Here is a 12,353-nt window from a genome sequence, read left to right as displayed (position 1 = left end):
CGCCTGACCGGCCGCGCCGATACATTCGTCGGACCCATGGTGCTGGTGTCGCCTCGAACGTCGTCGGAGGCGACATCCGCACCACCGATCCGACGGTTGTATCGCGCCCGGCGTCAGAACGTCGCGGCGAACGCGGCGAGGAAGCGGCTCGGCTCGGTCACGGGGGCCGCGAGCACGCGGGCCGCGACGCGGTCGTAGTCCGCCGCGTCGAAGTAGCCGTCGTTGCGGTAGATCGTCATGCGCTCGGTGAAGTCCTGCGGCGTCGGCTCGGGGTGGAACTGCGTCGCGTACAGGCGATCTCCCACGCGGTAGGCCTGCACGGGACAGGCGCTGTTCGTGGCGAGGAGCACCGCCCCGGCGGGAAGCGTCTGCGTCCCCTCCTTATGCGCGGTGAGCGCGGCGAAGGTCGGGGAGAGCGAGCCCAGCAGCGGGTCGACCCGGCCGGCCTCCGTCAGGGTCACGTCGGTCGGGCCGGTGTCCTCGGGGTAGTCGCGAGAGATCGTGCCGCCGAGGTAGGTCGTGGCCACGCCGATGCCGAAGCAGGTGAACAGCGCCGCCGTCCGAGCGGATGCCGCCGCCTCGACGATGCGCGCGAGGTCGGCCTCCAGGCGCAGCTGGCCTTCCGGCTTCGCGCCGGGATCGTCAGTGGCGTTGAAGGGGCTGCCGCCGACGACGAAGCCGCGCCAGCGCGTGAACGCGTCCGCGGGCAGGGCGTCGCGCGTCAGATCGATGCGCTCGAGCTGGGACTCGTCGAGGCCCATGGCGGTGCGGAAAGATGCGTACTCCGCGTCCGCGGCCGCCTGCTGCGGGCGCACGCAGACGTACACGAGCGGGGCCATGCCGAAAGTCTATGGTTCCCGCCGAGCCGACCCGGTGGGGATGACCTTCCGTGACGAGCGGAGGACAATGGCCGGATGACCGCCCGCGTGATCATCTCAGACCCCAGCGAGCTCATCGCGGTGCTCGACCGGCTCGACGTCGCCGCCGCGCGCCGGGGCTGGCGGGTGCGCCGCCCCGTCGACGCGGCCGGCATCGAGTCGCGGGCGCGGGACGCTCGCACGGCGATCCGGTTGCCCGCTCCCGTCGTGGTCGAGCTCGAGGCGGATCCGGATGCCGCCGCGCCGGACGACCCGATCGACGCCGCCGCCCTGCTGAGCCGCACTCCGGTTGCGGGTGCGATCCCCGACGGGGCGCGGCGGCTGCACGGGGCGTGATTCGGGCGACCGGCGCTGGCGGTGCGCGTCAGCGCGAGGAGTTCGCGGTACGGCCGCGCACGATCCCGATGAACGTCTCTACCAGCGGCGTGGTCGCCTCCGTCGGCCAGGCGAGCGCGACCGTCGACGTCGGAGCGTCGACCACGGGCCGGTACGTGGTGTCTTTGCGGTGATGCAGTCGCGCGAGCGACATCGGCACGAGCACGATGCCGACGCCGGTGGCCGCCGTCGCGACCGCGTCACCCGTCGTGGCAATGGCGGAAAAGGCGGGGGCGATGGCGCCGGGGACCTCGATACCCAGAGCGTCATCACCGGTCACCATGACGACCTCCCCGGCGAGGTCGGCGAGGGTCAGCTCATCGGCGACGGTGAGGGACGAGTCGGCGCTGCACACGGCGACCGTGATCTCGTCGTAGAGCGGGATGATGCTCAACCCAGCGCGTTCGATCGGAAGCCGCACGAGGGCGGCGTCGACCTCACCGCTCGCGAGGGCGGCGGCTTGGTCGACGAACTCGAGGGAGACGAGATCGACCGGGTTCGCCGGCATCCGCTGCTTCCACACGTCGATCCACTTGCCGGGCGTGGCACCCGGGGCCGCTCCGAGGCGGAAAGCGCCGAGGCCGCTCAGGTCCGGTGCGGCGGCATCCGACTCGCGGCGGGTTCCCGAGGTGCGGTCTGCCTTGCGGGCCACGGACCGCTGCCCGGATGCCGGGGCGCCGCGGCGCCCGGGGGCACCGCCGCCTCGGCCGCCGCTACGAGCGGGGCGGCCCGAGGAACGTCCGGGTGTCATGCCTGAAGCGTATCCCGGCGGGTCAGGCGGCCAGACGCAGTCCGCGCTGGTCGGTCGCCACGTGCTCGCCGTCGGCGATGTTCTCGTCGTCGCCGATGAGCGAGCCACCGGCGACGTGCGCGTGCGCTCCGATGAAGGCACGGATGCCGATCTTCGCCCGCGGACCGATGGCGGCGCCGGAGCCGACGTGCGCGTGCGGTGCGATCTCGACGTTCGGGCCGATGACGGCTTCGCGCTCGATCCACACGCCCCGGCCGATGTGAACGCCCGCCGCGACCTGGACTCCGGGTTCGACGTAGGCGCCTGCTTCGACCAGTGCGGTCGGGTGCACCTTGGCCCCGTTCGCGATCAAGCCCCGACCGTTCGCGTGCTTGCGGTAACGCAGCGTCTCTCCGCGGTCGTTCTCGATGTCGATGTAGTTCTTGCCCACGATCCCCTCCGACAGTTCCGGGTCCGGTACTGAGTACTGGAAACAACCCCGCGACCCGCGTTTTCATTCCCACGAATCATTCGGAGCGGCAGGTCGACCGGTTTGCTGGAACAAGCGTGCGATGCGCAGCCGCCGAGGTCGAAGGGGTGTGCGAGCTGACCTTCGCGCGATAACATGCCGCCGCCGCGGGGCTTGCTTCCACTCGCGCCCCGGTTTGCGAGGATGGGCGGGTGGAGCCTTCTCGCGCACCGTCGACCGGACCTTCCCTCGTGTTCGAGGCGGCGCTCACGCGCCACACCCGCGCGGAGGATCTGCTCGGCATCGTGACCGGCACATTCGTGGCATCCCTCGGCCTCTACCTGTTGCAGTCGTCGGGCTCGGTGACCGGCGGCACCGCGGGCCTCGCGCTGCTTCTCGGTTACGCGACCGGATGGTCGTTCCCGGTGCTGTTCGCAGTCGTGAACGCGCCGTTCGCGGCGCTGGCCCTGTGGAAGAAGGGGGTGTCGTTCACGATCCGCACCTTCGTCTCGATCGGCCTGGTCTCGGCGTTCACCTTCGTGCACCAGCACCTGCTGCAGTTCGCGAGCATCGAACCCATCTACGGCACGCTGGGCGGCAACCTGCTCGCCGGCGTCGGGCTGCTGATTCTGTTCCGCCACCGTTCGAGCCTCGGCGGGGTCAACATCATCGCCCTGGTGCTGCAGGAGCGCATGGGCTTCAGTGCGGGATGGACCCAGATGATCTTCGACGTCGTGATCATCGCGTCCGCGCTGCTGGTGCTGCCGTGGCCGGCGGTGCTGCTCAGTGCTGCCGGAGCGGTCGTGCTGAGCGTCGTGCTCGTCCTGAACCACCGCCCCGGTCGGTACATCGGCCGCTGAGTGCAAGCGTCGGATCGCTCCAGGCCCGGCGGGGTTCAGCTCTGGCAGCGCGGGCACCAGAAGATGTTCCGCTCGCTCGTCGGCAGCGCTCCGATCTCGCCGGCGCGGATCAGCGTCCCGCACCGGCGGCAGGGCTTGTTCTCGCGGCCGTAAACCCACATCCGCTGCCCGGGCCGGTCGTTGCCGGTGAAGGTGCGCGCCGCGCGATCGCGATTGGCGTGGATCATCCGGTACCCGGTCTCGAGCACGGCGGCCGCGTCGATCTCGGTGGCGGGGGTCATGGGCAGGATGCCGCGCACGAAGAGCAGCTCGTTCGCGTAGACATTTCCGAAGCCGGCGACGTTCCGCTGGTCGAGCAGGGCGACGTGTGCGGCTCGGGAGTCGGCGCTCACGCGACGCACCGCTTCGGCCAGATCCCAATCGGGGCCGAGCAGGTCGGGCCCGAGGTGGCCGACGAGGCGATCCTCGTCGGCGGTGGGAAGGACCTCGACCATCGCGAGCTCGAAGCCGACGGCATCCCGATCGCGCGTTCCGACGATCGCGCGGGCCTGGAACGCGGGTGCCCGCCAGCGCTCGCCGTGGCGGTAGACGTGCCAGCGACCCTCCATCTTCAGGTGCGAGTGCAGGCTGAATGCGCCCATGCGCAGCAGCAGGTGCTTGCCGCGGGCGATCGACGACGAGACGGTCTCACCGCGCAGGTCGGCTGTCGCGCTGCCGGGAACACGGATGTCGAAGCGGGTGACCTCCTGTCCGACGAGCGCCTCACCCAGCTTCCGCGCGGCTCGGAAGACGGTGTCGCCCTCAGGCACGCTCGCTGCTTCCGGACATCGCCGCCCGTGAGCCCGCGGTCAGCCGGCGCAGCGTGAGGCCGCGCGACGACTCGACGAAACCGCCTGCGCGCAGCGCCCGCCCGGTCGGGGTGTTGTAGACGAACTCGCCGTTGACCTGCTCGACGGTGAGCGTGTCGAGACGGCGTGCCTGCGCCGTCCTCACGAGATCGGCTGCGGCCGCGGTCAGCACCTCCTCGTCGTCGGTGAAGGCGAGCGCCGAACGCCCGCCGCGCTCGAGGTAGAGCACGAGTGCGCCGTCGACGAGCACCACGACGCCGCCAGCCTTCCGGCCCGGTCGATGCGAGACGCCCTCGAGCGCCGGCCAGCCGAGGGCTGCACCGTAGGGATTCGCCGGGTCGGTCGCGGCCAGCGTGACCGCACGCCGCGGCGGCGGGTCGGGGAGCGCCGCGAACTCGCGCAGGCGGTCGACGGTGACGGATGCCGCGAACTGCGCGGCGCCGAGGGTCTCGATGACATAGCCGCGGCGGCAGTGGCCCGCCTCTTCGAAGCCCGCGAGAACGCGGTAGACCTGCGCGAAACCGCCGGGAACCCCCTCGGACTGGACGCTGCCCCGGGTGACGACGCCGTAGCGGTCGAGCAGGAGCCCCGCCGATGCCGTGACGCGGAGCGAGGGATCGGGCTCGACGGCCGGCAGGAGCGACCACCGGCCGCCGAGCGTCGACGGGCGCGGCGCCGCCGGCGTCGTGGGGCGCGCGAGCGGTGTGCCGCGATACAGGCGGGACCGCGGTGTGCGGCGGGCGCTGCGGTGTGCCTGCGAACCGCCCGAGAGGAGGGATCGGACCGGCGTGAACGTGTCGTTCGTCAGGCGGCCCGCCCACGCGAGACGCCAGAGTGCGTCGAGCACGCTCTGCTCGTTGGGGGCGCCGATCGCGGCGACGAGCTGCCCCGCGAACCAGCCGCCGCCGACGGCGAGAGCTTCGAGGATGCGCACGTCGAGGTCGCCCGACGTCGACGACTCGTCGGCCTCGGAGTCGGCGTCGGCCAGCGCCAGGGTGAGCGGCGCCATGTCGGCGGGATGGAGCGCGATCCAGCCGTCGCGCCCGGGCAGGGTGCCGTGCCCCGACCAGACCACCTCGCCCGTCGCGGTCAGCTCGTCGAGCATCCCGGGTGCGTAGTCGCGCACGCGCGAGGGCAGGACGAGCGACTCCCAGGCGCTCGCAGGAATCGGCACACCGGCGAGCTGCTCGATCACGGCGGCGACGCCGTCGACGCCCTCGAGCGGCCGGGTGACGTGCTGCCACACGGGCAGGAACCGCGCGAACGCCTCGGGCGATACCGGCTCGACGCTGCCCCGGATAGCCGCGAGCGACCGCATCCGCAGCCGGCGCAGCACCTCGGAATCGCACCACTCGAGGTCGTCGGCCTCGCTGCCGGAGGTCTCAGGCAGGAAGTAACCGCTCGCGATGCGCCCCTGCGACTCGAGCCGCTGCAGTGTCTGACGCGCGACGGCGGTGCCGATGCCGAGCCGCGTCGCGACGTCCGCGGTGCGGAACGGCCCATGGGTGCGGGCGTGCCGTGCGACGAGGTCGGCGAGCGGGTCGACGACCGGCTCGAGGAAGGCGGTGGGGATTCCGACGGGGAGCGCCGCGCCCAGTGCGTCGCGCAGGCGGCCGGCATCCTCGATCGCCGCGGTGCGCTGCACGCCGGCGATCGTGACCGGGATCGCGCGGCGGGCGGTCACGAGCTGTTGCAGCAGGTCGGCGGCCTCGGCGACCCGGTGCTCGGGAGGAGATTCGCCGTCCGGAGGAGCGGGCGCGGCGCTCGCATCCGCCGCTGTGCCGATTTCCTCCGCTGTGCCGGTGCCGGTCCCGGTGCCCGCGGAGTCTTCGAGGCGGGCTGCGACCTCCCCGGGGTCGAGCGGGCCGAGGATGCGGAGCAGATCGGCGACGCCCTCGACCCCGCGCGCGCGTCGGTCGGGAGCGAGACGCTGGGCCTCGCGCTCGAACTGCGCGATGACCTCGGGGTCGAGCAGCTCGCGCATCTCGACCTTGCCGAGCAACTCCGACAGCAGCGCGGGATCGACGGACAGGGCCGCGGCGCGGCGTTCGGCGAGCGGCGAATCGCCCTCGTACATGAAGGCGCCGACGTAGCCGAAGAGCAGATCGCGGGCGTACGGCGACGGCTGCGATGTCGTCGTCTCGACGAGGCGGATGCGGCGGTCGGCGATGCTGCGGGTGATGCGCAGGAGTGCGGGAAGGTCGTAGACGTCCTGCAGCACCTCGCGAAGCGTCTCGAGGATGATCGGGAACGACGGATGCCGCCGCGCGACCTCGAGCAGCTGCGCCGAGCGCTGCCGCTGCTGCCAGAGCGGCGCGCGTTTGTTGGGGTTGAGCCTCGGCAGCAGCAGGGCCCGCGCCGCGCACTCGCGGAAGCGCGAGGCGAACAGCGCCGATCCGCCGACCTCGTCCGTGACGATCTGTTCGAGCTCGTCGGCGTCGAAGACGAAGAGGTCGGCGCCGGGCGGTTCGGCAGCCGCGTCGGGGACCCGCGCGATGATGCCGTCGTCGCTCGCGACGGCTGCGCCTTCGACCCCGAGACGTTCGCGGATGCGTGCGTTGACGGCCAGCGCCCACGGAGCGTGCACGTGCATGCCGTACGGGGAATGCAGGATGACGCGCCAGTCGCCGACCTCGTCGCGGGAGCGCTCGACGGTCAGCGTCCGGTCGGTGGGTAGGCTGCCGGTCGCCTCGCGCTGCTCGGCGAGATGCGCCAGGAGGTTCTCGATCGCGTAGTCGTCGAGCCCCGATTCGCGCAACCGCTCGGACGCCTTCTCGGGACCGGCCGCCGACACCTCGCGGCTGAACTTCCCCAGCGCCTCGCCGAGCTCGGCGGGACGCCCCAGTCCGTCGCCGTGCCAGAACGGGAGCTTGCCCGGCTGGCCGAACGCGGGCACGACGTTGACCCGGTCATGAGTGATCTCGACGATGCGCCAGCTGGTCGTGCCGAGCGTGAAGACGTCGTTGACGCGCGACTCGTAGACCATCTCCTCGTCGAGCTCGCCGACGCGCGCGTTACGGCTCTCGCCGGCGACGAAGACGCCGAACAGACCGCGGTCGGGGATCGTGCCACCGCTCGTAACCGCGATGCGCTGCGCTCCCGGGCGCCCCGTGAGCGTGCCCTGATCGCGGTCCCAGACCAGGCGTGGACGCAGCTCGGCGAACTCGTCGGAGGGGAAGCGGCCTGCGAGCAGATCGAGCGTCGCTTCGTACGCCGAGCGGGGGAGCGTACGGAAGGGGGCGCTGCGCCGCACCGTCTCGAACCAGGCCTCGACCTCGATCGTGCCGGTCGCGCACGCGGCGATCGTCTGCTGGGCGAGGATGTCGAGGGGATTCTGCGGAACCGCGATCGCCTCGATCTTGCCCGCCAGCATCCGCTCGGTCACGACCGCGGTGTGCAGCACGTCGCCGCGGTGCTTGGGGAACAGCGCCGCCCGGCTGACCTCGCCGACCTGGTGGCCGGCGCGTCCGACGCGCTGGAGTCCGGATGCCGCCGACGGCGGTGCTTCGACCTGGATGACGAGGTCGACGGCCCCCATGTCGATGCCGAGCTCGAGGCTCGAGGTCGCCACGACGCAGCGGAGCACACCCGACTTCAGCTCGTCTTCGACCTGGGCGCGCTGCTCCTTCGACACCGAGCCGTGATGCGCCTTCGCGAGTACCGGCTCGGCGCCGGCGGAGGCCCCGGCCTGCGCCATCATGCCCGCGGGGACCGCGGGCTCGGGAAGGTCGCCCCCGAGACGCTCGGTGTAGATCTCATTGAGTCGTCCGGTCAGGCGTTCGGCGAGCCTGCGCGAGTTCGAGAACACGATCGTCGAGCGGTGCTTCAGGATGCGGTCGACGATCGCCTCCTCGACGTGGGGCCAGACCGACCCCGTGACCTCCGTCGCCTGCGGGGCGCGGTACCAGGCGCCGTCGCCATCGTCGTCGTCCCCCTCGTCGTCTCCGTCATCGCGACCGCCCGGAGCGCCGGGGGCACCCGCATCCTCGGCGCCGGGTGGGGCCGGGGGATGCAGCATGTCGGGGATCGGCACGACGACGTTCAGGTCGAACGCCTTCGACGCCTTCGGTGCGACGATCTCGACGGGGGCCGCGCCGCCGAGGAAGCGCGCCACCTCGTCGATGGGACGGACCGTGGCCGAGAGACCGATGCGCTGAGCCGGCTTCTCGAGGATCGCGTCGAGGCGTTCGAGGCTCACGGCCAGGTGCGCACCGCGCTTCGTGGCCGCCACGGCGTGCACCTCGTCGACGATGACGGTGTGGACGCCGCGCAGTGTCTCGGATGCCTGCGAGGTGAGCATGAGGTAGAGCGACTCGGGCGTCGTGATGAGGATGTCGGGCGGTCGGGCGACCAGGGCGCGCCGGTCGGCTGAGGAGGTGTCGCCCGATCGCACTCCGACCGTCACGTCGGGGACGGGCTGACCGAGGCGGCGCGCCGACTGTCCGATGCCGACGAGGGGCGACCGCAGGTTTCGCTCGACGTCGACGCCCAGCGCCTTCAGCGGTGAGACGTACAGGACACGGGTGTCGGCCGGCGCGGCATCCGCCTTTCTGCGCTTCGCCGGTTTGTCGTCGACGGGGCCGGCCGCCACCTTGTCGCGGAAGATGCGGTCGATCGCCCAGAGGAACGCGGACAGAGTCTTGCCCGACCCGGTCGGCGCGACCACGAGGGCGTGCTTGCCGGCGGAGATCGCGTCCCACGCACCGGCCTGCGCCGACGTGGGCTTCGAGAACGCGCCGCGGAACCAGTCCGCGGTGGGCGCGGAGAATCGGGCGAGCACATCGGCCATGCCTTCATCTTCGCGCGGACCTCCGACATCGGCGCGGCCTTGCGCCCGCGGCATCCGCCGTGCCAGGTCCCGCCGTGCCCCGCTGCCCGCGCGCTACCCCGCGAGGTCCCACTTGAGCCGGGAATCGGGCGCAGATCCCCGGCCCAACTGGGACCTCGACGGTGACACCGGCCCAACGGGGACCTCGGTTCACGGGCCAGCCGGCGGGACCTCGCTCAGCCGGCCGTCGCGCAGCTCGAGCATCAGGGTGGGCGCGAGGCGGGCGAGGAAGCCATCGTCGTGGCTGACCACCAGCACGGCACCGCGGTAGGCGGCGAGAGCCTGCACGAGCTGCTCGACCGTGTCGAGGTCGAGGTTGTTCGTCGGCTCGTCGAGCACGAGCAGCTGCGGCGGGGGATCGGCCAGCAGCTCGCAGGCCAGGGCCAGCCGGAACCGCTCCCCGCCCGACAGTGCCGCGACCGGGCGCAGCACGGTGTCGCCGCGCAGCACGAATCGCGCGAGCCGGTTCCGCAGCTCGACGTCGGTGGCGGCGGGCGCGGCCGCGCGCACGCTGTCGAGCACCGTCGCCTCGTCCCGCAGCCCGTCGACCCGCTGCGACAGGTAGCCGACGCGGTCGGTATGCGCGACCGCCGTGCCATAACTCCTCAGATCGGGCGCGCCGGGGCCGCCCGAGCGACGATCGGATGCCGCAGCACCTGATTCTGAGGAGTTAGCGTCCGCCGACCGCACCAGCACCTCGAGCAGCGTCGTCTTCCCCGCGCCGTTCGGCCCGACGAGCGCGACACGCTCGGGCCCTTGCACGACCCACGAGCGTTCGCCGTCGCCGATCGTCGCGAGGCGCCGGCTCGCCGCGACGCCGGGATCGGGCAGGTCGATCCGCACGGCGTCGTCGTCGCGGACCCGCCGCCCTGCCGCATCGAGGGCCGCCCGAGCCGAGGCTTCCCGATCGGATGCCTCGCCGCGCGCGCGACCCGCCGACACCTGCGCGGCCGACGCGCGGTTGCCGGCGACGATCCCGGGCACGCGTTTCTCGCGCTGCGCCTTCGCTCCCATCGCGGCACGCCGCGCGAGCTTCGTCTCGGTCTCGGCCCGGTCGCGCCGCTCGCGCCGGAGGGCCGCCGCCGCGGCGGTCTCCGCGGCGCGCGCCGCCGCCTGCTCGTCGTCGCGCCAGGCTCGCCACTCGGAGTACGGCCCGCCGAACGTATCGAGCGCCCCGCCGTAGAGCTCGGCGGTGTCGTCCATCAGCTCGAGCAGCGCGGTGTCGTGGCTGACGACGATGAGCGCACCCCGCCACGCTCGCACGAGCTCGCCGACCCGCTCGCGCGCGTCGCGGTCGAGGTTGTTGGTCGGCTCGTCGAGCAGCGCGATCTCGGCTCCGCGCAGTCTCACGCCGACGAGTGCCGCGAGAACCGCCTCACCGCCGGAGAGCTCTCCGACGCGGCGGTCGAGCGCTCCCGGCGGCAGACCGGCCGCGGTCAGCGCGGCGACCGCTCGTGCCTCGGCATCCCAGTCGTCGCCGATCGTCTCGAAGTGGCGCGGGTGGACGTCTCCCGACTCGACGGCGCGCACGGCGTCGACGACGGGAGCGACGCCGAGCAGGTCGGCGACGCGCCGCCCGACGTCGAGGGTCAAGCGCTGCGGCAGCAGCTCGACCCGTCCGGACGTGGTGACCGAGCCGGAGGTCGGCGCGAGCTCGCCCGCGATCAGCCGCAGCAGCGTGGTCTTGCCCGAGCCGTTGCGGCCGACGAGGCCGGTTCGCCCGGTGTCGAAGGTTCCGGAGGTGTTCCGCACGGCGGGAGTGCCGTCGGGGTGGATGAGGGTGATGCGGTCGAGGACGACCGCGGGAGCGGGATGGGGCATGACTGCCTCCTCGGATGTCGTCGGGCGCGGGCACGACCGACACCGAGGACACCCCGACCGGGGGTGGAACGGTCCGGCGGCCAGCGCGGAAATCGGAGAATGCGCTGGCCAGGTCGGACGCCCGAAGGGTCGACGGATCAGCGCGGGATCACAGCGCGGTCGCGTCGAAACCGATCAACGGTCGTTCCTCACACTCGGGACAGGGGCCCGGGAAGTCTACGCCGACGGGAGCTGCTTGTGCAGGAACGTCGCGACGTCGCGCAGTTCCTCCGCCGAGACGGCGTGTCCGAGATCGGGGTAGACGCGGCCGCTCAGGTCGACCCGGCCGGGCAGCCACTGCGCCGTGTGTGCGACGAGTGCGGGCGGGATGACGTCGTCGAGCGCCCCGCGGCCCCAGAACACGGGCGGGCGGCGTTCGGCGAGCTCGGCGTCGGTGTCGAGATCGCCAGGATTGGCGTAGCCCGACAGGGTGACGGCGAACGCGTAGTCGTCCGGGCGCAGGCGAAGCGCCTCGATCGCTATGACCCCGCCCTGCGAGAAGCCGAGCAGCCCGACGGATGCCGCATCGCCCCGCTCCGCGTCGATCCACGCCGTCAGCGCGCGGGCGGATGCCGTCGCCGCGTGCGGATCGCGACCGTTCAGGCCCTCGATCGGGTACCACGACCACCCCGGCGTGGGGAAGCGCGGGGTGAGCGGGGCGCGGACCGCAGCCACGACGTACTCGGCCGGCAGGTGCGGCGCGAGGGCGAACAGATCGTTCTCATCCGAGCCGTAGCCGTGCACCATCACCAGTAACGGGCGGCGACCGCGGTCGGCGGGAGCGGCCGACCAGCGCACGGCCGCAGGATCGAGGACCGGATCGGGCGACATGCGACCATCCTGCCAGCCTCATCCGACACCGCCGGGGGTCATTGGTATACATGAGGCATGGCCGTGCGCACCCCCGATCCCGATCCCGACGAGCGCGGCGAGTCGTCGCTCCCGGCCGACCCGCTGCGCGGAGCCCCGGGCGGCGGAGCCACGAACCCGGCCTGGCTCAGCGATGTGGAGCTCACCGAAGCGCGCCGCCGGCTGCCGATGCTCTACGTCGAGGCGGTGCCGGTGCGCACCGACGGGCTCGGGGCCGTCACCCAGGTCGGCATCCTGCTCCGTGCCACGCCGGTCGGGGAGATGACGCGCACGATCGTCTCGGGCCGCGTGCGCTACGGCGAGACGATCCGCGACGCACTGTTCCGGCACGTCGAGAACGACCTCGGGCCCATGGCCTTCCCGCTCCTGCCCGCGTCGCCCACGCCCTTCACGGTCGCCGAGTACTTCCCGATCCCCGGGGTCAGCCCCTTCCACGACGACCGCCAGCACGCCGTGTCGCTCGCCTTCGTCGTGCCGGTCACGGGCACGTGCGAGCCCCGTCAGGATGCTCTCGAGGTCACATGGCTCGACCCCGTGGAAGCGGCATCCGACGCCCTCGCCGCCGAGATGGAGGGTGGCCGCGGCACGCTCATCCGCCTCGCGCTCGCCTCGGTGGGTGCTCTTCGCTGAGGCCC

The 12,353-nt window shown here is 72.5% G+C and carries 10 protein-coding genes; 3 read left to right on the top strand and 7 right to left on the bottom strand.

Annotated elements, in window-relative coordinates; translation table 11 throughout:
- Positions 1-113: 113 nt before the first annotated feature.
- Entirely contained in the window at positions 114-839 is a 726-nt protein-coding gene (locus tag VC184_RS14245) for a glutamine amidotransferase-related protein (RefSeq protein ID WP_282501579.1), read from the bottom strand.
- A 75-nt stretch (positions 840-914) separates the two neighbouring features.
- On the opposite strand from VC184_RS14245, the gene VC184_RS14240 reads away from it, so the two are divergent.
- A complete protein-coding gene (locus VC184_RS14240) occupies positions 915-1,214 on the top strand; it encodes a hypothetical protein (RefSeq protein ID WP_112617750.1) in 300 nt (99 codons plus the stop codon).
- Between the two features lie 28 nt (positions 1,215-1,242).
- Here VC184_RS14240 and VC184_RS14235 read toward each other — a convergent pair whose 3' ends face one another.
- Together VC184_RS14235 and VC184_RS14230 are read right to left on the bottom strand one after the other, a co-directional pair.
- On the bottom strand, positions 1,243-2,004 hold the full coding sequence (locus VC184_RS14235; protein ID WP_323986692.1) for a LysR substrate-binding domain-containing protein: 762 nt from the start codon (positions 2,002-2,004) through the stop codon (positions 1,243-1,245).
- Between the two features lie 22 nt (positions 2,005-2,026).
- On the bottom strand, positions 2,027-2,434 hold the full coding sequence (locus VC184_RS14230) for a UDP-3-O-(3-hydroxymyristoyl)glucosamine N-acyltransferase (RefSeq protein WP_023953942.1): 408 nt from the start codon (positions 2,432-2,434) through the stop codon (positions 2,027-2,029).
- Between the two features lie 230 nt (positions 2,435-2,664).
- Between VC184_RS14230 and VC184_RS14225 the strand changes: the two genes are divergently transcribed.
- The gene (locus VC184_RS14225) at positions 2,665-3,312 is read left to right on the top strand and encodes a YitT family protein (RefSeq protein WP_112617752.1); all 648 of its coding nucleotides are present in this window, start codon (positions 2,665-2,667) and stop codon (positions 3,310-3,312) included.
- 35 nt (positions 3,313-3,347) lie between these two features.
- Here VC184_RS14225 and VC184_RS14220 read toward each other — a convergent pair whose 3' ends face one another.
- From VC184_RS14220 to VC184_RS14205, 4 genes are all read right to left on the bottom strand, one after another.
- Positions 3,348-4,121, bottom strand: coding sequence for a DNA-formamidopyrimidine glycosylase family protein (locus VC184_RS14220; protein WP_114588815.1), 774 nt, complete (start codon positions 4,119-4,121; stop codon positions 3,348-3,350).
- Complete coding sequence (locus VC184_RS14215; RefSeq protein ID WP_323986689.1) at positions 4,114-8,949, bottom strand: Lhr family ATP-dependent helicase; 4,836 nt, start codon at positions 8,947-8,949, stop codon at positions 4,114-4,116. The genes VC184_RS14220 and VC184_RS14215 overlap by 8 nt, the downstream gene beginning before the upstream one ends.
- A 189-nt stretch (positions 8,950-9,138) precedes the next feature.
- The gene (locus VC184_RS14210; RefSeq protein ID WP_282501575.1) at positions 9,139-10,809 is read right to left on the bottom strand and encodes an ABC-F family ATP-binding cassette domain-containing protein; all 1,671 of its coding nucleotides are present in this window, start codon (positions 10,807-10,809) and stop codon (positions 9,139-9,141) included.
- 216 nt (positions 10,810-11,025) lie between these two features.
- Complete coding sequence (locus tag VC184_RS14205; protein ID WP_282501574.1) at positions 11,026-11,679, bottom strand: alpha/beta hydrolase; 654 nt, start codon at positions 11,677-11,679, stop codon at positions 11,026-11,028.
- Positions 11,680-11,736: 57 nt separating this feature from the next.
- Between VC184_RS14205 and VC184_RS14200 the strand changes: the two genes are divergently transcribed.
- Positions 11,737-12,348 carry an NUDIX hydrolase family protein gene (locus VC184_RS14200; protein ID WP_269268189.1) on the top strand — a complete coding sequence of 204 codons (612 nt, stop codon included), beginning with the start codon at positions 11,737-11,739 and terminating at the stop codon, positions 12,346-12,348.
- Positions 12,349-12,353 lie beyond the last annotated feature (5 nt).

The sequence above is a fragment of the Microbacterium plantarum genome, from assembly GCF_035231185.1.
GTDB lineage: Bacteria > Actinomycetota > Actinomycetes > Actinomycetales > Microbacteriaceae > Microbacterium > Microbacterium plantarum.
Note: the sequence above shows the minus strand (reverse complement) of the source record. Positions and strands in the feature narration are given on the sequence as shown.